Below are 20,179 nucleotides of genomic sequence, written 5' to 3'. Positions count from 1 at the left end.
GGATGCCCGGGGTCGCTGACAGCGCGTTTCTTGCGGCCTGTCGCGGACTGCCGGCGCCGCACACGCCGGTCTGGTTCATGCGCCAGGCCGGCCGCAGCCTGCCCGAGTACCGCAAGGTGCGAGAAGGCGTCGGGATGCTCGAGTCCTGCCTGCGCCCGGACCTCGTCGTCGAGATCACGATGCAGCCGGTCCGGCGCTACGGGGTGGACGCCGCGATCCTCTACAGCGACATCGTGCTGCCGCTCAAGGCGGCCGGCTACGACCTCGACATCGTCGCGGGAGTGGGCCCGGTCGTCGCGAACCCGGTCCGCGACCCGGCCGCGGTCGCCGCGCTGCCACGCCTGGAGCCCGACGACGTCGCGCCGGTCGCCCAGGCGGTCGAGGGCCTGGTCGGTGAGCTGGGCGCGACGCCGCTGATCGGCTTCGCCGGAGCGCCCTTCACCCTCGCCTCCTACCTGGTCGAAGGCGGCCCGAGCCGCGACCACGCCCGCACCAAGGCGTTGATGTACGGCGACGAGGACCTCTGGCACGCGCTGGCCGGCCGGCTCGCCGACGTCGCCGCGACCTTCCTGCGGGTCCAGGTGGACGCCGGCGCGAGCGCGGTGCAGCTGTTCGACTCGTGGGCGGGTTCGCTGTCGGCGGCCGACTACGAGCGCTACGTCCTCCCGCACAGCCGCCGGGTGCTCGAGTCGGTCGAAGGTGTGCCGCGGATCCATTTCGGTGTCGACACCGGCGAGCTGCTCGGACTCATGGCGGCCGCGGGCGCCGACGTGGTCGGTGTCGACTGGCGGGTGCCGCTCGACCAGGCGGCCACCCGAGTCGGGTCCGGAGTCGTGCTGCAGGGAAACCTCGACCCGGCGGCGGTGTTCGCGCCGTGGGAGGCGACCGCCCAGCGGGTGCGTGAGGTGTTGCGCGCCGCCCGCCACGCGGCCGGACACGTCTTCAACCTCGGGCACGGCGTACTTCCCGACACCGATCCGGATGCGCTGGCGCGGGTCGTCGACCTCGTCCATCACGAGACCGCCGGCTCGTGACCGCAACGACCGTTGCCGTCATCGGCGGCGGGATCGCCGGGCTCGCGGCGGCGGACGCGATCGCGAGCACCGGCGTCGGCGTCACGCTGCTCGAGGGCAGCCGTCAGATCGGCGGGAAGCTGCGCACCTGCGAGGTCGGCGGCGTCGCGGTCGACGAGGGCGCGGAAGCCTTCCTGGTACGCCGTCCGGAGGCGGCCGACCTCGTCGCCTCGCTCGGGCTCGACGCCGGGCTGGTGTCGCCGCAGACGATGCGGGCCGCGGTCTGGGCCCGCGGCGAGCTGCGCCCCATGCCGGCACGGACCGTGATGGGCCTGCCCAGCGACGTCGCCGCGTTGCGCGGCGTGCTGTCCGCCGCTGAGGTCGCGCGGGCGCGCGCCGACGCGTGGTTGCCCGGCGAGCCACCCGGCGAGGACATCGCCGTCGGGTTGTGGGCCCGCCGGCGGTTCGGTTCGGCGGTCGTCGATCGCCTGCTCGACCCGATGCTCGGCGGCGTCTACGCCGGGCGCGCCGACGAGCTGTCGCTCGCGGCGACGCTGCCGCAGGTGCCGCGTACCGAGCGATCCGCGTTGCGCGCGGTACGGCGGGCGATCGTCGCCGGGCCGCCGTCGGATCAGCCGGTGTTCGCCACGTTGCGCGACGGGCTCGGCACCTTGCCGGGGGCGCTAGCCGCTTCACTGGCCCGCCACGGCGGCGAGATCGCGGTCGGCTCGCCGGTTCGTGGCCTGAGCCGCACCACGGACGGCTGGCGCGTCGTGCACGGGGCGACGAACGCCGAGCAGGCACTCGACGTCGCCGCGGTGGTGGTCGCGACACCCGCCAGCCCCGCCGGCAGGCTGCTGGCCGCCGACGTTCCCGCGGCGGCCCGTGAGCTGGCCGCGATCGATGCCGCCAGCCTGGCGATCGTGACGACCGCGTGGCGCGCCGCGGACGGCGGGCGCGCCGACATCAGCGGGTATCTCGTTCCTGCCATCGCGGGCAGGCCCGTCAAGGCGGTCACCTTGTCCTCCGCGAAGTGGCCGCATCTGTCCGGCAGGGAGGTCGTCGTCGCGCGATGCTCGTTCGGGCGGCACGGCGACGCCGCGGTCCTGCAACGCGACGACGACGACCTCGTCGCGGACGCAGTGGCGGAGCTCACCGCATACGCCGGCTTCGCGGGCCAGCCGATCGATGCCAAGGTCAGCCGGTGGGGCGGCGCGTTGCCGCAGTATGCCGTCGGGCACCTGGACCGGGTCGCGCGGATCCGGACGGCGGTCGCGGAGCAGCCCGGCCTGGCGGTGTGCGGGGCGACCTATCAAGGCGTGGGAGTGCCGGCATGCGTCGCCTCCGCGCGGTCCGCCGCCGAGCAGGTGAGCGGCTACCTCAGGAGCCGCGCAGGGCGGTGATCCCGGACAACGTCGGGACGAACACGTGGTTGCCGTCGACGACCTCGGAGGGGAAGGTCGCGAGGGGGCCGACCGGGATCGACGCGATGACGTGACCGGTCTGCAGCGACAGCACTTTCAGTGATCCGCTGTCGAGGTCGGCGACGAACACCCGCTGGCCGGCGATGACCGGCGCGCCGTACAGGCCGCTCGTGTCCCACTTCTGGTGCAGCTTGCCGTTGCTCACCGTCACCGCGAGCAGGCTGTGCGGCTTGCTGAAGTTCTTGCACGGGATGATCGCAGTGTCGCCGCGCGCGGCGATGCCGCCGAAGGCGTTGCAGTAGTTGTCGCCGCCGAGGGTGTCGAGCTGGCCGCCGACGCCGCCGAGGTCCGGCGCGAGCAGCCACACCTCGCCGCGCTTGCCGCCGACGACGTAGTCACCGGCGACCCGGACCGGTGAGGTGGAGCCGAGACTCAAGTCGTCAGCGTCGCCCTGCTCCCAGTTGGTCGGTGCCCAGCCGCGGACGTAGTGCATCGTCGTCGGGTCGAGCTCGATCACGCCGTCGCTGTGGTCCCAGGTGCCGCCGGTGCGGTTCGACCCGTTGGCGGTGGGCGTGAGCACGTTGCCGTCGTACGCCTCGACCGGCCCGGCCGGTCCCCACATCCCGGCGCCGCGCGCGTTGGGTACGGCGTAGTGCGGCGTCGGGCCCCTGCCGTTCGTCGGGATCGAGACGGCCAGCCCGACGTAGTTGCCGCAGTCGCCGGCGTGCGCCCCGTAGGTGACGATCACCCGATGGTCGATGACGACCAGCGCCGCCCGCTGCTGCTCGGCGTTCATGTCGCGGTGGCGGTCGACGTCGCCGTTGCGGTGCCAGTTGCGCTTGCCGGTCTTGGCGGACAGCGACCAGACGGTGTGGTGGCCGCTGGGAGAGGTGTCGACGACGAACACCGACCCGGTCGCCGGATCGAACGCCGGGCTTCCGGTGATGCCGATCGGGTCGATGTCCCCGCACGGCTGTGACGAGCCGGGTTCGGCGAGTGCCAGCTTCTGGTGCCAGAGGATCTTGCCGGTCTGCGGGTTGAGCCCGTAGACGGAGTTGCGCTCGGTTGCGGCGATCAGCACGTCGTCGCCGATCACCGGCTCGCTCCACACCGCGCCGTCGAGCTTGCGGTGCCAGGCGGTGTGCAGCGGCAGCGTCACCGGCCCGTTCGCCACGCCGCTCTTGCTGGCGGTGTTGTGGAAGTTCGGCCAGTTCGAGTAGTGCGCGGGCGCGCCGAGGGTCGCGGTGTCGTGGTTGGCGGTGCCGGTGCCGGTGCCGGTGGAACACGCGATCACCAGGGCGAGTGGGGCCACCGCGAGCAGCAAGCCGGTACGTCGCATGGGATGAGTCTGCCCCGCGGGGCGACAATGAAGACATGGCAGACGGGCGGTCACCGGGTAAGCGGGCCAAGGATCTCAACGAGACGATCAGCTACACGATGTGGTCGGTGTTCAAGGTCACCGACCGGCTGGCGGCGGACGGTCGAGACGGCGTCGCCCGGGATCTGGACACCCTGCTCGAGCAGCTCGAAGAGAAGGGGGTCGTCACCCGCGGCCTCTACGACGTGAGCGGCTTCCGTGCGGACGCCGACCTGATGCTGTGGTGGGTGGCGCCGACGTCGGACGACCTCCAGGAGGCGTGGTCGCGGTTCCGGGCGAGTGCCCTCGGCAGGTCGTGCGAGCCGGTCTGGTCGGCGATGGCGTTGCACCGCCCGGCCGAGTTCAACAAGAGCCACGTGCCGGCGTACCTCGCCGGTGAGGAGCCCAAGCGCTACGTCAGCGTGTATCCGTTCAACCGGTCCTACGAGTGGTACCTGCTGCCCGACGAGGAGCGGCGCTTCATGCTCGCCGAGCACGGGAAGATGGCCCGGGAGTACGCCGACGTACGCGCCAACACGGTCGCGGCCTTCGCGCTCGGTGACTACGAGTGGGTGCTGGCCTTCGAAGCCGACGAGATGCACCGCATCGTCGACCTGATGCGCGAGCTTCGTGCGGCCACCGCACGGCGGCACACCCGCCTGGAGATCCCGTTCTACCCGGGCGCCCGCAAGTCGCCGGCCGAGCTGGTCGCCGCCCTCCCCTGACCCCCTTCTCGCCCGACCCCCTCTCGCCGAGCCCAACGTTGTTGGTCTTTCGCGGGCGCTGAAAGACCAACAACGTAGGGCTCGACGGGGTCAGTCGGCCGGGTCGAAGGTCAGGCTGAGGCTGTTCATGCAGTAGCGCTCGCCGGTCGGCGTCTGTGGCGCGTCGTCGAAGACGTGGCCGAGGTGAGACCCGCACCGCTTGCAGCGGACCTCGGTGCGCTTCATGCCGTGGGAGCTGTCGTCGAGCAGCTCGACGGCATCGGAGTTCGCCGGGTCGTAGAACGACGGCCAGCCGCTGCCGGACTCGAACTTGGTGTCGCTCATGAACAGCACGTTGCCGCAGGCCCGGCAGCGGAAGATGCCGGTGCGGTGCTCGTGCAGCAGCGGTCCGGTCCCGGGGCGTTCGGTGCCCGCCTGACGGAGTACGGCGTACTCCTCCGGGGAGAGCTCAGCCCGCCATTGCTCGTCCGTCTTCTCGACCTCGTGTGTCATGCCTCGATGCTGTCACGGGCGGTACCGTCCGGCTATGGCTTCCCCGTTCGTCGAGCTCGACGTCGAAGGGCGCACGGTCAAGGTCACCAACCCCGACCGCGTGTACTTCCCGGCGATCGGCGCGACGAAGCTCGACGTCGTCAACTACTACCTCTCGGTCGGCGAGGGCATCGTCCGGGCGCTCTACGAGCGGCCCTGCATGCTGCACCGCTATCCGGAAGGGGTGCAGGGCGTCGCGGGCGAGAAGATCTACCAGAAGCGGATCCCGAAGGGCGCGCCCGACTGGGTGCAGACCGCGGAGGTGTCCTTCCCGTCGGGCCGCACCGCCGACGAGCTGTGCGTGACCGAGCTCGGCGCGGTCGCCTGGGCCGTGCAGATGTCGACGGTCGAGTTCCACCCCTGGCACACCCGGTGTACGGCGGTGGAGCAGCCCGACGAGCTGCGCATCGACCTGGACCCGCAGCCGGGGACCGGCTTCGCCGAGGCGAAGCAGGTGGCGGGCATCGTCCACGAGGTGCTCGACGAACTCGGCGCGGTCGGGTGGCCGAAGACGTCGGGCAACCGCGGCGTGCACATCTACGTCCGCATCAAGCCCGACTACGGCTTCCGTGAGGTACGCCGGGCCGCCCTGGCCTTCGCCCGGGAGGTTGAGCGCCGCGCGCCGGACCGGGTGACGACCGCCTGGTGGAAGGAAGAGCGCGGCGAGCGGATCTTCGTGGACTTCAACCAGAACGCGAAGGACCGCACGATCGCGGCGGCGTACTCGCTGCGCGGGTTCGCCCACGCGCCGGCTTCCGCGCCGGTGACGTGGGAGGAGCTGCCGGACGTCGAGACCGAGGACTTCACCATCAACACGCTGCCGAAGCGGTACGCCGAGCTCGGTGATGTCCACGCCGGCATCGACGACGCGGTGTTCGGGATCGAGCCGCTGCTGGAGTGGGCCGACCGCGACGAGGCCGACCACGGCCTGGGTGACGCGCCGTACCCGCCGAACTATCCCAAGATGCCGGGCGAGCCGCCGCGGGTGCAGCCGAGCAAGATGAACGCCGCCAACTGGACTCACGAGTCGTGAGCCGAACCGTCAGGGAGGCTCACATGACCGCACTGCCCACTGTCCGCCGGGGTGCCGCGACGGCCGTCGCGCTGGTGGCCGCGTCGGCGGGGGTGCTCGCGACTCCCAGTCAGGCGGCGACGTCGCCCGTTGCTCCGGTGCCGCCGGCCGTCTCGACCATGATCCCGAACTCCGGCCCGCTCGTCGGGGGGACGACGGTCCGCATCGACGGGACCGGCTTCACCGGCGCGACGAGCGTCAGGTTCGGCAAGCAGACGCCGGCGATGTCGTTCACCGTCAAGTCCGATGGCCGGATCGTCGCGGTGTCGCCGCGGCATGCCGCGGGCCGGGTGATCGTGACCGTGACCACCCCGAACGGCACCAGCACGGCCGAAGGGCTCGAGAACGGCAAGATCGCGTTCGTCTTCTCGCCGTACGCCCCCACCGTTTCGCAGCCGGCCGGCGAGCTGCTGCGCTACCAGCTGGGTACCGGCGCGCGCAACAAGATCACGATGACGGTCGCGAAATCCGGTGAGACGAGCATCGTCGACACCGAGAAGCCCGCGACGTATCGGTTCGAGCTGCCGGCACCCACGATGCGCAAACTGCGGGACCTGGCGGCGAACGCACGTGTCAGCACCCTCGACGCCCGCTACCCGCGGCCGGACGAGGAGATCGCGTGCGGCACGGATACCCAGATCCTCACCGTGCGCCGCCACCAGATCGTCGTGGGGTACGCCGGTGAGCCGCCCGCCCGGGCGCAGCGGCTGCTCGACAGGCTGCTGGCCATCCTCGACAACCGCGACCCGTCGCCGTTTGCCGTCGGTGGTCAGGCGGCGAGGTCGCATCTGCGGTGCTGACCGGGCCCGGAAATGGGCGAGGACGCACTCGCCGGGTCCGACCTCCGGGGGGAGGGGTCGGACGAGCCGGATCGGTAGCCACACCGGCGAGTGCGTCCTGCTGTTCGTACCTAACCGTCGGAACCTGAAGGCGTGCTGAACAGCATCGGCCGTCAGGCGCTGAACACCTCGTCGATCGCACACTTCAGCGGCCGCTCCAGCTGGGCGAAGCTGCAGCTGCGCGGCTCGCGGTCCGGCCGCCACCGCTTGAACTGGGCGGTGTGGCGGAAGCGGTGACCTTCCATCTGGTCGTAAGCGACCTCGACGACCAGTTCGGGTCGTAGCGGCTCGAAGCTCATGTCCTTGCCGGAGTTCCAGCGGTTCGGGGTGCCGCCGGGCCCCCATTCGCTGCCGATCCACGGGTGTCCCTGCTCGGCGTTGTCCCGCAGCGGCGCGAGCTCCTCGACCAGCTCCGCCCGTCGCTTCATCGGGAACGATGCGGCGACGCCGACGTGGCGCAGCTGGTCCCCGTCGTACAGCCCGAGGATCAGTGAGCCGACGATCGGACCGCTCTTGTGCCAGCGGAAGCCGGCCAGCACGCAGTCGGCCGTGCGCGCGTGCTTGATCTTGAACATCACGCGCTTGTCGGGCTGGTAGGTCAGCTCGAGCCCTTTCGCGACGACGCCGTCGAGGCCGGCCCCCTCGAAGTCGGTGAACCACCGCTTGGCCTCGGCGACGTCTCGGGTTGCCGCCGTGACGTGGACGTCGGCGGTCGGCGTGACGGCGGACTCGAGCTGTGCCCGACGCTCGCGAAACGGCGCGCCCATCAGGGAGATGTCACCGATCGCGAGCAGATCGAAGCCGACGAAGTGCGCGGGGGTTTCCGCGGCCAGCTTGCGGACCCGGGACTCCGCCGGGTGGATCCGCTGCTGGAGCACCTCGAACTCCAAGCGGCCGTTGATCGGTACGACGATCTCGCCGTCGACGACGCACTTGTCCGGCAGGGCCGCCTTGACCGCTTCGACGACTTCGGGGAAGTAGCGGGTCATCGGCTTCTCGTTGCGAGAGCCGACCTCGACCGTGTCGCCGTCACGGAAGATGATCGACCGGAAGCCGTCCCACTTGGGCTCGTAGAGGAACTCGCCTTCGGGTACGTCGGGTACCGCCTTCGCGAGCATCGGCGAGACCGGCGGCATGACGGGAAGCTTCACGCCCCGATTCCACCACCTCGTGCGTTGAGCATTGATGTCGCGGTGCCGAGGAGGTAGACAGCGTGGTACGGGGGATCCGCCACGCTGAGGAGAAGTCGTGGAACTCTCGCGTCGTAGGTTCATGCAGGCGGCGGGCGCTGTTGTTGCGGGCGGCGCCCTTGATATCGGGCTACCTGCACTCGCTCGCGCGTCTACTGCACCGATCCCGCTGCCCGGTACGCCGAGCATTTATTCGGGCTGGACGAAGGTCCCGTTGCCGCCAGGCAATGCGATGCAATGCTTCGGCTTCAACGGCAGCACGGTGTACACGTGTCAGAACAACGCGGATGACAAAGCGACGCCGAAGGTGCCAAGCACGCAACTGACGTTCAGCCAGTTCAAGAGCCCGTCTGATGGCTCGCCGGCGATCAACCGCTTCGCGACGCACAGCCACGGCGGCCAGATTGGGAACAACGGCCCCACGATCTGGACGCCTTGCAGCAACGGCGCCAAGGACCCCGTCGACGGCCATCAGATAACCCGGGGAGACTTCAACCCGGATTCCGACACCTTCGAGGACGAGACGCATTGGTCCCCTCCGCTGACCAACCCGCTCACGGTCAATGTCAATACCTCGAATCTCGTCGTTCGCGATGGCAACAACAAGCTCTGGGTTTACGGCCTCGCCGCAGTCAAGAGCTCGGGAAGCGGGACCTTTCCACCATCCATGGGTTCGTTTCAGATTCCCGGTTCTCCAAGCAATCTTGGATATGACGTCACTGGGAACTGGCTCTACTGGGCGACCCAGACCGACGCGCAACAAGACGAGGCAAAGTTCACCGTCGGCTTCCACAACTTCGTCGATGGAAGCGGCGATCAACAGGCCCACAACATGCCGACGATCTCGGGCAGTTCCTACGAGCTAGAGGGCCTCGCGATCCTGCCCGACGGCAGCAAATGGGTAGTCGGAGTGAACAACGGCTTCGTCGCCGGGTCCAAGACGGTGAAGTCGTTCAGCCTGGTCACGGTGACCTGACGCCAGACGCAGGGTGATCTTGACGCTTTCGGCCTGTTGGACCCCTCATCAGGCCGAAAACGTCAAGATCGGGTCGAGTGTCTATCGTTGGCAACTCGGATGTCCGAGGTCTAGAAGGCGGCGATGCCGTGCGGGGTGCCCAAGCCGGTCGGCCCGTCCCAGCCGGCTCGCGCCTGGCACCATTGCACGGTCGGACACTGGCCGTTGCTGCCGCCGGTCACGTCCCAGAGCGATGACACCGACTGGTGCTCCCACACGAAGGAGCCGTCGCTGACGTCAGTCGTGTTGCCGGCGAGCGCGAAGACGGCGGCGATGATCGGCGATGACGCGGAGGTGCCGCCGAAGGTCAACCACCCGACCGCGGACTCGTACGGCGTGCTGTCGTAGACCGCGACTCCGGTCGCCGGGTCGGCCACCGCAGCGACGTCGGCGACGGCTCGCCCGTCGCATCCGGTAACGTCCGCGGACTGCCAGGTCGTGGCGTTGAGGTCCGAGCATCCGCTGCCGCCGTCGGTCCACGCGGTCTCCGTGAAGCCGCGGCTCGACGTGCTGCGCGACAGGGTCGTGCCGCCGACCGCGGTGACCCACTTCGACGAGGCCGGGTAGGACACGCCATAGCCGTTGTCACCCGCCGACGCGGTCACCGCGACTCCCGCGTGGTGGTAGTAGCGGCCGTACGTCGAGTCCTTGGCGTCCGGACCGCCGTAGCTGTTGCTGACCGCGTCCGCGCCGAGCGCCACTGCCTCGTCGACCGCCGCGCCGAGGTTGGCCATCGAGGCGGTGTCCGCCTCGACCAGCAGGATGTGGCAGTTCGGGCAGACCGCGCTGACCATGTCCACGTCCAGGCTGATCTCCTCCGACCAGCCCGGGTCGGCCGGCGGGTAGTCGGTCCCGCCGCGCTCGTCCACCTTGCGGAAACAGCCGCTCGCGCCGGTGCAGGCCGGCAGGTGGAACTGCTTGCGGTAGAGCGCGAGATCCGACTCGGCCGTCGGGTCGTCGTACGCGTCGACGACGGCGACGGTCTCGCCGCTGCCGGCGTCGGTGCCGGCCGCTGGCAGGTCGTAGGCGGCGGCCAAATCGCTTGGCGCGTAGCCGAGCGGGGTCGCCGAGTGGCGTACCCGGCCGCGCGCCAGTCGGTCGACGCGGATCGCGAAGCAGCGGGCACGGGCGGTTCCGGCGTGCTTGCACACGACGGCGTCCCGGGTCGGGTGGGCCGTCGCCGCGCTCGCGCTGAGCGCGACCGGAGCGGCGGAGATCGCCGCGGCGAGGGCCATCGAAGCAACGGTCAGGGTGCGAAGTGAGGGCATCGCAGAAGACTGCGGGTCACTTCCGGTCGCTGTCTGCGGCCAGCTGTCAGGCTGTGGAAAGGCCTCTGGCGTTGGTCTCGCCGTAGGTGTCGCGGACGCCGCCGGGCGCGACGACGGCCCGCTCGCCCGTCCGGAGCGGAAGCCGCGCCCCCCACGTACGCCCGTCGATGCGGTGAGCCCTGACGGTGCGGACGACGGCGCCGTCGCGACCCACGATCTCGATCTGCGCGCTGGCCAGCCGGCCGCGAGTGGCCCACGGCTCGAAGCTGCAGGTCTCGCAGATCACGCTGGTGTTCGGCTTGCCGGTGCCGCCGCCGTTGTCCTTGTAGAACCGCTTCAGCGCGTCGGGGACATGGATCGGCAGGCGCGGGTAGCGGATCGGCGCCATCGCGAACGTCGCCCGCCCGTGGCTGACCCGCAGGTCCTCGACCCTGATGCCGCGCCAAGGCCGCACTCGGAACACCCGAGAGGTGAGCCGGTAGGGATGCACCGCGCCGCCGGTGTGGATGTCGCCGTCGATCACGAAGCGGTAGTCGCCATTGGGAACCTGACCGCCCGGCACGTCGGCGCGCGGGTAGGAGTCGAAGACCTCCATCGACGCGGTCCACAACCAGCGCTGCTGGCCGGTCAGCTCACGCAAGGCGGCCACCGACAGCGGCGGGCGCTCGTCGAACACGACCTGGATCTGTCCGCTCTGGTCGGCGTACTGCCGCCACGTGCCGTCGACCTTGCGCTGCACCACGACCGTCGGGTCGTCGGTCCAGTTGTCTCCACCCACCCAGGTCACGGTCGCGTCGTCGAAGCGGGTGAGGTTCTTCGGCTGGGTGAGCACCTTGGCCGGACCGATGCTGTCCGGGACGCGCGCGGTCCAGGCGTTGTAGTAGGCCGAGGAGATCTCGCCGAGCACGACCGCTTCGCTCTGCTGGCGCAGCTCGTTGACGGTGGCGATGGCGTCGGTGGGCTGGGTCGGGACCGGCGTACCGCACATCAGGTTCGCCGCCATGCCCAGCAGGTTCGTGACGTAGTAGTCAGCGCTGTGCGGGCCGTAGGCGGTCAGCGCCTTGCGATAGGAGTCGCGCGCTTCGTACTCGCGGTAGGTGACCGTGTAGCCGTTGTAGTCGCCGGTGTGGCCCAAAGCGACCGACAGCTGGTAGCCGGGACACTTCGCGTACTGGCCCGCGCCGAGCTCGGTGTGGGTGAAGTTGCCCTTGATCGCGGGGTCCTTGACCGGCTCCGATCCCGCGTTGAGCGCGTAGCTCGTCGCGTTCCAGCCTGCCGCGTTGTTGTCGACCTCGGCTTCCATGTGTTGGTACGCCGCATTCGAGACCGTCAGCCGGGCCACGCCGAGCGGATCCCGCGGATCGGGGCAGGAGTAGCCGGTCTTGGTCGACCGGTAGCAGGCTCGCACCGGCTTCGCCGGCAGCCCGTTGTCGTAGCCGACCGGCCACCCCTCGTCGACGTCGGCCTGGCTTCCGTAGTTGAAGCCGAGCCACTCGTTGCCGGTCGTGCGGTCGGTACGCGTCTCGAAGTTGCGGGTCAGGTCTGCCTGTGGCTCGCAGGCGCAGGAGCCGAGCAGGATCTGGCCGATCCGCACCGCCTGGAGCTTGATCGCCTCGTTCTCCTCGACCAGGCCGGCGGAGGGGACGTCGTAGTTGTCCGGGATCGGCAGGCCCGCTGCCTTGAGCTGGTCGAACAGCTTCGGGGAGAACGGCAGTGTCGGGGCGCCGACGTCGGAGACCCGCTCGCAGTCGGGCAGCCCGGCCGCCGGCACGCCGGGGTTGCCGGCCAGCGTCGGCCCGGTGCGGCAGTTCCCCACCGACGGGTACGGGTGCGAGATCGGCCCGGCGTACCAGCGGGTCAGCATGGTGACGGTCGGATCGGTCGAGTACGGCACGTCGACCTTGATGCCGTTGTGCGCGCCGCCGATCGCGCGCCACGCGGCGATCGCGTGCTCGAACAGCAGGTGGGTGCCGCGGACCGCCTGGGCGTACCCCATGTGGCCGTAGATCTCGTACACCTTCTGGCCGTGGTCGGTCAGCGTCGGGACCTCACCCGCCGGGTAGTTGTGCTCGTAGGGGCCTTCCGCCGATCCGACGCCGCCCTGGCTGAACACCATCGGTGCGTGCGTGGCGCTCGTCATGTAGTGCATGAACGGCGCCATCCAGTCCTCGCTGATGAGGTCGTACTCGTCGAGGGACTCACCGTGCTCGGCGTAGTCGACCCAGGTCGCCAGCGGCGTCGGGTGCGAGGGGTCGGACATGTTGTCGAAGCGCATGACCGTGAGCTCGTGGTCGTTGTCCTGCTCCGGGTAGCCGGTGGGGGAGCCGTCCTCGTTGACGTCGGCACCGGCGATGTTGCCCTGGAAGCCGGCGAACTGGACCGTCGTCGCGCCGACCCGGGCCGGGGTCATCGCGGCGTAGGCCTTCTCGATCGCGGTGGCCATCTGGCGGGCCTGGTATTCGAACATTCGCAGGTCCATGACGTCCTGGAACAGCCAGACGCCGGCGGCGGGCGTCGAGTAGTACGGCGAGGAGTGGTCGTGCAGGGCCGACAGCAGGATGTTGCCGTAGGTGACCGGGCTGTGCGCCGCGGCGAGGAGCTGGCCGACTCGCCGGACCAGCATGTCCTGGGCGAGGTAGTTGTCGTCACGGACCAGCGCGATCGGCGGATCGCCCTTGCCGTCCTGCAGGACGATCGCGCTGATCGACAGCCGCGAGGCGACGCCGTACGACGAGCGCTTCAACACTGACGCGACGTTGGGGTCCCACTCGCCCTTGAGGTCCTGGCCGCCGATCTGGCTGGCGTACTGGCCGGCTGAGGCGCCGACGTGCCACGTGGCGTCCACCACGGCCGCGCCGGCACGCAGGCCGTGCCAGGCGCCGGCGCTCGTCGCTCCGGCGGCCGAGACCGTGGAGATCCCGACGACGGCTCCGAGGAGCAGGGTCAAGGTGGCGACAACCGCGGTGACCGCTCGGCGCATGCGGCAGGACTTCGCCGCGTCGCAGGCGAAACCTCTCGAATGCGCCGTAGACCCGCCGTCACCCTGCTCGCCGTCGCCCTCTGCGCCGGATCGGTCGCGCCGGCGGCGTTCGCGTCGGCAAAGCGCGGCACGCAGCCCGAGCAGCCGGCGATCTATCTCGTGGGCGGAGCTGCGGAGTCGATCAACCCGACGCCGGCGATGCTCGCCCACAAGGACTTCTATCTCGGCGGCTACGGCTTCGGTGACGACAAGATCGCCAACAAGTACCAGATCCCGGACACGGTCGGTCGCTACGCCACCGGCATCCTCGGCGACGGCTCGCACAGCCGGGCGATCATGTTCAGCGACCGGACCCACACGATCGCGTTCGCCCAGATCGAGACGCAGGGCTACTTCATCGCCTACAAGCAGGGCCCGTTCGGGATCGAGGACATCCGCAAGGACGCGGCCGCGGAGATCGCCAGACTCGCCTCACGCGAGCGGGAGCACGCGCCGGTGCCGACGGCGTCGGAGATCCTCGTCGACTCCGACCACACCCACGGTGGCCCGGACACCGTGGGCGTGTGGGGCGGCGACCCGACGTCGTACCTCGAGCTGGTGCACGACCGGACCGTCAAGGCGCTGGTCGAGGCGTGGCAGGCCATGCGGCCCGCGACGCTCACCTACGGCGTGGCGCACGCCGGCGTCGCGGGGGAGACCAAGGAGTACCCGCCGAGTGTCAACGACGACCCGCTGCTGACCAACCAGTTCTCCAACGACCCGCGCAACCAGACGATGGACGACGAGATCCGCGTCATCCAGGCGCACGACCCGAAGACGGGCAAGGTTCTCGACACCTACACCAACTACTCCTCGCACCCGACCGTGCTCGACTCCGACAACACCTACGTGACCGGTGACTACGTCGGGCGGCTCAACGACGCGATGAGGAAGGCGTTCGGCGGCTTCGCGATGGATCAGGTCGGCACGCTCGGGCGCACTCAGCCCAACCGGGCGGAGTGCCTCGAGCCGAACCTCAAGGCGTTCAAGGCCAAGCAGCTGTGTGAGCTCGACGAGTACGCCGGCCGCGTCCTGCTCGGGGTGAAGTACGCGGTGCGCCACTCGCAGCCGGTGCGCGGCCCCGCGACGGTCGGGATGTCCAGCTATCTCATCGAGGACGTGATCGACTCGCCGGTCCTGCTCGCGGTCGAGTACGCCGGCTCGCTGGTCGGCGCCCCGGGCGCGCGGGCGCTCGGCTACCCGTGGTTCACCGCGAACCTGCTCGGCACGACGACGTTCTCCGGGCACATCGGGGACCTGTTGGTCAGCGGGGGGCCGGGAGAGATGTACCCGCAGATCGTGCAGGCGGTCCGTGACGACGTGCCGGGGATGCAGGGCTACCTCAACATCGGTACGGCGGGTGACTTCCTCGGCTACCTGATCGCGCCGCTGTCGTCGTACCCGGAGCCGATCCGGCGCTCGCTGTTCTCCGGCAACCCGCCGCCGGCCGGTGACCCGGCGTGCAAGGTGCTCGGCGTGTCCATCGGGTGCCCGGATCCGATCGGCAACGACAACTTCTTCTTCAACGTGTCGTTCACGATCGGCTCGCGGATCGAGTGCTCGCTGCTGCGCGGAGCGGCGGACACGTTGGGCAAGCCGCAGTCGGCGTACCTGTCCAAGGACGGCGAGTGCCCGCTGTTCGCCAACGACCTGCTCAACGGGCCGGGCGCAGACACCAAGTTCCCCGCCGAGCCCAACATGATCAAAACCGAACCGCACATGTGAGCGGTGCCATGCGGTCAGGGGTGGGGCTAGCCGACCTTCGGGGTTGCGCGTTCGACGATCGCCGCGGTGTCGACGCCCGGCGGCAGCGTCCCGAACGCGTGTCCCCAGTCGCCGGCCAGCCGCGAGGCGCAGAACGCGTCGGCGACCGCCGGCGGCGCGAAGCGCACCAGCAGCGACCCCTGCAGGACCAGCGCCATGCGCTCGACCACCCGCCGCGCCCGCACCTCGATGTCGGAGGTGTCGGCCAGCTCGGCGTCGAGCGCTGACGCGGCGGCGTCCAGCCGGCGGTCGGCGCCGGCGGCCAGCGACACCTCGGCACGGAACGCCTCCCACGCCTCCGGCGTACGCGCCAGTCCCCGAAGTACGTCGAGCACGTTGACGTTGCCCGACCCCTCCCAGATCGAGTTCAGCGGAGCCTCCCGATAGATCTGCGCCATCGGGAAGTCCTCGACGAAGCCGTTGCCGCCGAAGCATTCGAGGGCTTCCGCGGCCACCGCCGGACCCCGCTTGCACACCCAGTACTTGCCGACCGCCAAGCCCACCCGCTTGAACGCCGACTCGTCGTCGTCGACCGCGGCGGCCAGTCGCGTCATCAGGGTCGTCGCCGCCTCGGACTCGACGGCGAGGTCGGCGAGCACCATCCGCATCAGCGGCTGGTCGGCGAGGTAGCGGCCGAACGCCTGGCGGTGCCGCGCGTGATGGGTCGCCTGCGCCACCGCGACCCGCATCAGGGTCGACGTGCCGATCACGCAGTCCAGCCGCGTCGAGGTGACCATCTCGATGATGGTGCGGACCCCGGCCCCCTCGTCGCCCAGCCGCCAGCCGACGGTGTCGTCGAACTCCGGCTCACTCGACGCGTTGGACTTGTTGCCGAGCTTGTCCTTGAGGCGCTGGATGCGGAAGGTGTTACGGGTGCCGTCGGGCAGGATCCGAGGGACGACGAAACAGGTGAGCCCGCCCGGCGCCTGGGCCAGGATCAAGAACACGTCGCACATCGGCGCGGACGTGAACCACTTGTGGCCGGTGATCCGGTACGTCCCGTCGGCGGCCGGCTCCGCGACGGTCGTGTTGGTGCGTACGTCGGAGCCGCCCTGCTTCTCCGTCATGCCCATGCCGGCGAGGCAACCCGCTTTGTCGGCCGGGACGCGAAGCCCGAAGTCGTAGACGCGCGACGTCAGGCGCGGCTCCCACTCGGCGGCGAGGGCAGCGTCGGCGCGCAGCGCCGGGACCGCGGCGTGCGTCATCGAGATCGGGCAGCCGTGGCCGCCTTCGGTCTGTGACCAGACCGAGAACGCCGCGGCGCGGGCGACGTGGGCACCCGGCTTCGGGTCGGTCCAGGAGCTGGAGTGCAGCCCGGCCGAGACGGCGACCGTCATCAGCTCGTGCCACGACGGGTGGAACTCGACCTCGTCGATGCGGTGCCCGTAGCGGTCGTGGGTGACTAGCCGGGGCGGGTTGACGTTCGCGAGCCGACCCCACTCCTGGGCTTCCGCACCGCCGGCGCGCCGCCCGAGCTCGCCGAGTGACTCCATCGCCCAGCCGGCCTGATGGCGTTGCACGCCTTCGACGAGGGCCAGGTCGGCGTTGAACACGTCGTAGTCGACGAGCGGCGGCGGCTGGTTCGTGACCAGGTGGGTATCGGTCATGGGCACCAGTGAAGCAGGGTTCCCGGCCGGATTCGCCGTACCGTTTCGTGATGGCGACCGCACGCGACCTCGCCATCTCGACCGCTCGCCGGGCGTGGCACGACCGCATCCTCGGTCTCGCCGCGGAGGCCGGCTTCTGGCAGCTGCTGTCGCTGCCGTCGCTGATCCTCGCCGTCCTCGGCGTGATCGGCTACTTCAACGGGCTGCTCGGCGCGGACAACCTCAACCGGCTGCAGAACTCGATCGAGAAGGGGCTCACGCACGTCATCGTGCCGAGCGCGGTGCACTCGACGATCGCTCCGGCACTGCACCGGATCCTGTTCGGCGGCCGGGCCGACGTCGTGTCGATCAGCTTCGTCGTGTCGCTGTGGACCGGATCGTCGGCGATGGCGACCTACGTCAACACGATCACGATCGCCTACGGTCTGCGCAGCCATCGCGGCGCGGTGCGCAGCCGGCTGCTGGCGCTGCGGATGTATCTCACGTTCGTCATCGGGGTCATCGTGCTGCTTCCGCTGCTGGTGCTCGGGCCGTCCCGGCTGGAGTCGGCGTTCCCGGACCGGTTGCACGACACCGTGCACGGCTTCCTCGAGGTCGGGTACTGGCCGGTGCTCATCCTGCTGTCTCTCGCGCTGATCGCGACGCTCTACCACCAGGCGCTGCCGGTGCGTACGCAGTGGCGGCGGGCGCTTCCGGGCGCGCTGCTCGCCGTGTCGTTCTGGGTGGTCGGCTCGACGTTGCTGCGGGCCTGGCTGGACTGGGCGTTTCGCAAGACCGCGACGTACGGGCCGCTGTCCGCGCCTGTCGCCGTGCTGCTGTTCCTCTACCTGACGGCGTTGGCGATTCTGCTCGGAGCGGAGCTCAACGCCGAGATAGACCGGCTCTGGCCCCGCCCCGAGACGGTGGAGGCTCGGGACGAGCCTTAGGCTGCTAGTCGCGTACGGGTTCGACCGAGGAGGACGCAATGGCCGGCGGGTCCGGTGGGCACAACGCATCGCTGACGATCTGGGCGACGGTGTACGTCGCGATCGCAGGGACGATTCTCGGCGGGATTGCGCTGATCTACTGGAACTGGCCGCTGTTCTGGGTCGGCATCGGGCTGTTCGTCGCGGGCTGCATCGGCGGCTACTTCGCCGGGATCATGAACGCGGTCAGCGAGTTTGGTCCCGGCCCCGAGAACTAGGTCGGCGTCGGCGCGGCTCTCGGGCATCGCGCTCGCCGCTGCCCTCGCGCTCGGCGGGGTGACGGCCTGCGCGTCGTCGAGCGGACCGGTCGCCCCAGAAGCGGGGTCGTCCTCCGGCAGCACGGCGCAGACGATCGCGCAGGTCGCATTCGCCCTCGCCGGCGAGGACTCCCGGCCGGCACGACGCTTGGCGTACCTCGCCCCCTTGCTGCGGCTGCAGCGCCACTGCACGGACGCCGACCCGGTCGCCCTGAAGGCGGTCGTGGAACGGCTGGCCGTGTCACTGGGCGTGCTCGGCGTGACGGCACCGCGGGCCGCGGCCGAAGCGGTGCTCGCCGCTGACGCCTCCCGCAACACGAACTGCGGCGCGTTGACGGCCCGCATCACCCGCGAGCTCGGGAAACCGGCGGTCGCGTCGCGGGGCCGCTGGGACGGCGGTACGACGTACCTGACCTTCGCGCCGACCGTGACCGCAGCAGTCGCGCTTGCCGTCATCCGGCGGCGGCTCCTGCCCGGCCCGGAGCACCAGGTGTACGCCCTGACGGCGAGCGGCTGCCAGCAGGCTGTCTACCTCGGACCGGCGCTCGCCCGCCTCACCGGCAGCTCGGCCCTGGGCGCGTTCGTCGAGCTCACCTCCGGTCACGGCGTCGGCCGAACCCGCTACGACGCCGCCCGGGTCGACCGGGCACGCATCACGGTGCTCGGCGCCATCGGGGGCCAGCCCTGCACCTGATCGGCGGGATTAGTCGCGCGGAATCTGGTGATCACTCCTGCAACCGATCAGGAGGTCGTCATGTTGCTTGTACTTGCCTTGGTGCTGTTGCTGTTGTTCGGCGGGCTCGGTTTCGTGGCGCACGTGTTGTGGCTCGGACTGATCCTCGCCGTGATCATCGGCATCGCGCACGCGTTCACCCGTCATGCCTAGCAAGACCGATCCGCACTCGTTGCCCGGCCCGCGATTGGCCGAGGCCAAGCAGTCGCAGAAGGCCGAGTTCATTCCGGGCTGGGCGATGGGTGGCATCGTCGCGGTGATCGCCGCGCTCGTATTGCTCGCCATCCTGCGCTAGGGCGTTCTCACCCGCGGCTGGTTACGCTCGGCTGGTGATCCGGGCCAGCGCCACCCGCCACCGGGTGGCGAACAACGCGGCGCGGCACTGGCCCGCGATCCAGCGTTTCACCCCGCGACGCCCGCTCCCGATGCCGACCCGCACCGGTCTGATCTGGATGGACCTGGGCGACTCGGTGGAGTCGCTGCGCCGGCTGCTGTGGGTCTACGAGCCGATGAAGTTCAGCAACATCGCTCGTTTCCTGCCGCCGGGCGGCGGCTTCGTCGATGTCGGTGCAAACCTCGGTGACTTCTCGATCTGGGCGGCCAAGCAAGGTGGGCCCGGCACGCGGGTGCTCGCCGTCGAGGCCGACCCGGACAACGTCCCCCAGCTGCAACGGAACCTACGGCTGCATCACCTCGACCACGTCGTGGAGGTCGCGCCGGTGGCGGCGGCAGCCGAGACCGGGACCATCGAGCTGCACCAGGGACATCAGTCGGGGACCAGCACCATCGCGCCGAGCGAGGTGCACACGCTCGAGCACATGAAGCCGCGCGGCACCGTGCAGATCCCGGCACGGACTCTCGACGACCTCATTGCAGAGTCAGCGCTTGCGCAGGTCGACGTCGTGAAGATCGACGTCGAGGGGGCGGAGGAGTACGTCCTGGCCGGCGCGCGAAAGCTGCTCGCGACCTCGCGGCCGATGACCTTTCTCATCGACATTCATTGGGGCGTCGACGTCGCCGGCATCGTGGCCGACCTCGCCGACCACGGGTTCACGACACGCCTCGAAGCGGAGCCGGATGTCCTCGTCGACGTCGTGCCGCGCGATGCGCTGTCGATCGTCTGCATCCGTGACTGAAGGCGATCGCCACGACTGACGGGATTGGGGAGGACGCATGAACTGCACCTACTGCGGAGCGGCGATCCCGGCCGGCGCCGCCACTTGTCCGGGATGCGGCGCGGCGTTGGCCGGCGGTGCGCGGACGATGACGACTCACCCGACGACGAGCATCGAGGAGAGCCCGGCCCGCGCTGGCGCCGTCCTGCCGCTGGGCGGGAACGCGGAGGCCACCTCCGACGTACGCGACAGCACGCTGGTCATCTGGGGCTTGGTGATCGCCGC

General features: G+C 70.1%; 20 protein-coding genes. 14 read left to right on the top strand and 6 right to left on the bottom strand.

Features of this window, described 5'->3' with window-relative positions:
- Positions 1–2: 2 nt before the first annotated feature.
- Positions 3–1,034 (top strand): uroporphyrinogen decarboxylase, encoded by a 1,032-nt coding sequence (gene hemE, locus VG899_01945; GenBank protein ID HWA65117.1) that lies wholly within the window; start codon positions 3–5, stop codon positions 1,032–1,034.
- Positions 1,031–2,416 (top strand): protoporphyrinogen oxidase, encoded by a 1,386-nt coding sequence (gene hemG / locus VG899_01940; GenBank protein HWA65116.1) that lies wholly within the window; start codon positions 1,031–1,033, stop codon positions 2,414–2,416. The genes hemE and hemG overlap by 4 nt, the downstream gene beginning before the upstream one ends.
- Here the strand turns inward: hemG and VG899_01935 are convergent.
- Positions 2,394–3,776, bottom strand: coding sequence for a PQQ-binding-like beta-propeller repeat protein (locus VG899_01935; GenBank protein HWA65115.1), 1,383 nt, complete (start codon positions 3,774–3,776; stop codon positions 2,394–2,396). The two genes, hemG and VG899_01935, sit on opposite strands and share 23 nt — an antisense overlap.
- A 35-nt stretch (positions 3,777–3,811) precedes the next feature.
- On the opposite strand from VG899_01935, the gene hemQ reads away from it, so the two are divergent.
- Positions 3,812–4,519: a hydrogen peroxide-dependent heme synthase gene (hemQ, locus tag VG899_01930; GenBank protein ID HWA65114.1), complete on the top strand. Its 708-nt coding sequence runs from the start codon at positions 3,812–3,814 to the stop codon at positions 4,517–4,519.
- Between the two features lie 90 nt (positions 4,520–4,609).
- On the opposite strand, the gene msrB is transcribed toward hemQ, so the two are convergent.
- A complete protein-coding gene (gene msrB, locus VG899_01925) occupies positions 4,610–5,011 on the bottom strand; it encodes a peptide-methionine (R)-S-oxide reductase MsrB (protein ID HWA65113.1) in 402 nt (133 codons plus the stop codon).
- A gap of 34 nt (positions 5,012–5,045) precedes the next feature.
- On the opposite strand from msrB, the gene ligD reads away from it, so the two are divergent.
- Both ligD and VG899_01915 read left to right on the top strand, forming a co-directional pair.
- Positions 5,046–6,083: a non-homologous end-joining DNA ligase gene (gene ligD / locus VG899_01920; protein HWA65112.1), complete on the top strand. Its 1,038-nt coding sequence runs from the start codon at positions 5,046–5,048 to the stop codon at positions 6,081–6,083.
- Positions 6,084–6,106: 23 nt separating this feature from the next.
- Entirely contained in the window at positions 6,107–6,922 is an 816-nt protein-coding gene (locus VG899_01915; protein ID HWA65111.1) for an IPT/TIG domain-containing protein, read from the top strand.
- Between the two features lie 152 nt (positions 6,923–7,074).
- Here the strand turns inward: VG899_01915 and VG899_01910 are convergent, their stop codons facing one another.
- The gene (locus VG899_01910; GenBank protein HWA65110.1) at positions 7,075–8,112 is read right to left on the bottom strand and encodes an ATP-dependent DNA ligase; all 1,038 of its coding nucleotides are present in this window, start codon (positions 8,110–8,112) and stop codon (positions 7,075–7,077) included.
- A 97-nt stretch (positions 8,113–8,209) separates the two neighbouring features.
- Here VG899_01910 and VG899_01905 point away from each other — a divergent pair, with 97 nt between their 5' ends.
- The gene (locus tag VG899_01905) at positions 8,210–9,127 is read left to right on the top strand and encodes a hypothetical protein (GenBank protein HWA65109.1); all 918 of its coding nucleotides are present in this window, start codon (positions 8,210–8,212) and stop codon (positions 9,125–9,127) included.
- Between the two features lie 110 nt (positions 9,128–9,237).
- Here VG899_01905 and VG899_01900 read toward each other — a convergent pair whose 3' ends face one another.
- Together VG899_01900 and VG899_01895 are read right to left on the bottom strand one after the other, a co-directional pair.
- Positions 9,238–10,434 carry a S8 family serine peptidase gene (locus VG899_01900; GenBank protein ID HWA65108.1) on the bottom strand — a complete coding sequence of 399 codons (1,197 nt, stop codon included), beginning with the start codon at positions 10,432–10,434 and terminating at the stop codon, positions 9,238–9,240.
- Positions 10,435–10,480: 46 nt separating this feature from the next.
- Complete coding sequence (locus VG899_01895) at positions 10,481–13,414, bottom strand: hypothetical protein (protein ID HWA65107.1); 2,934 nt, start codon at positions 13,412–13,414, stop codon at positions 10,481–10,483.
- A gap of 39 nt (positions 13,415–13,453) precedes the next feature.
- Here VG899_01895 and VG899_01890 point away from each other — a divergent pair, with 39 nt between their 5' ends.
- The gene (locus tag VG899_01890) at positions 13,454–15,178 is read left to right on the top strand and encodes a hypothetical protein (protein ID HWA65106.1); all 1,725 of its coding nucleotides are present in this window, start codon (positions 13,454–13,456) and stop codon (positions 15,176–15,178) included.
- Between the two features lie 26 nt (positions 15,179–15,204).
- On the opposite strand, the gene VG899_01885 is transcribed toward VG899_01890, so the two are convergent.
- Positions 15,205–16,824, bottom strand: a complete 1,620-nt coding sequence (locus tag VG899_01885) for an isovaleryl-CoA dehydrogenase (GenBank protein HWA65105.1) — start codon at positions 16,822–16,824, stop codon at positions 15,205–15,207.
- Between the two features lie 50 nt (positions 16,825–16,874).
- Here VG899_01885 and VG899_01880 point away from each other — a divergent pair, with 50 nt between their 5' ends.
- The 7 genes from VG899_01880 to VG899_01850 all read left to right on the top strand — a co-directional run.
- Entirely contained in the window at positions 16,875–17,750 is an 876-nt protein-coding gene (locus VG899_01880; protein HWA65104.1) for a YihY/virulence factor BrkB family protein, read from the top strand.
- 38 nt (positions 17,751–17,788) lie between these two features.
- A complete protein-coding gene (locus VG899_01875) occupies positions 17,789–18,007 on the top strand; it encodes a hypothetical protein (GenBank protein HWA65103.1) in 219 nt (72 codons plus the stop codon).
- Positions 17,985–18,740, top strand: a complete 756-nt coding sequence (locus VG899_01870) for a hypothetical protein (GenBank protein ID HWA65102.1) — start codon at positions 17,985–17,987, stop codon at positions 18,738–18,740. Before VG899_01875 ends, VG899_01870 begins: the two co-directional genes overlap by 23 nt.
- Before the next feature lie 60 nt (positions 18,741–18,800).
- Complete coding sequence (locus VG899_01865) at positions 18,801–18,932, top strand: hypothetical protein (GenBank protein HWA65101.1); 132 nt, start codon at positions 18,801–18,803, stop codon at positions 18,930–18,932.
- A complete protein-coding gene (locus VG899_01860; protein ID HWA65100.1) occupies positions 18,925–19,074 on the top strand; it encodes a hypothetical protein in 150 nt (49 codons plus the stop codon). Before VG899_01865 ends, VG899_01860 begins: the two co-directional genes overlap by 8 nt.
- Positions 19,075–19,108: 34 nt before the next feature.
- Complete coding sequence (locus VG899_01855) at positions 19,109–19,915, top strand: FkbM family methyltransferase (GenBank protein HWA65099.1); 807 nt, start codon at positions 19,109–19,111, stop codon at positions 19,913–19,915.
- A gap of 37 nt (positions 19,916–19,952) precedes the next feature.
- Positions 19,953–20,179 (top strand): zinc-ribbon domain-containing protein (locus VG899_01850; GenBank protein ID HWA65098.1); only part of this gene is annotated, 227 nt, incomplete at its 3' end.

The organism is Mycobacteriales bacterium, from assembly GCA_035550055.1.
Lineage (GTDB): Bacteria > Actinomycetota > Actinomycetes > JAFAQI01 > JAFAQI01 > DASZTV01.
Note: the sequence above shows the minus strand (reverse complement) of the source record. Positions and strands in the feature narration are given on the sequence as shown.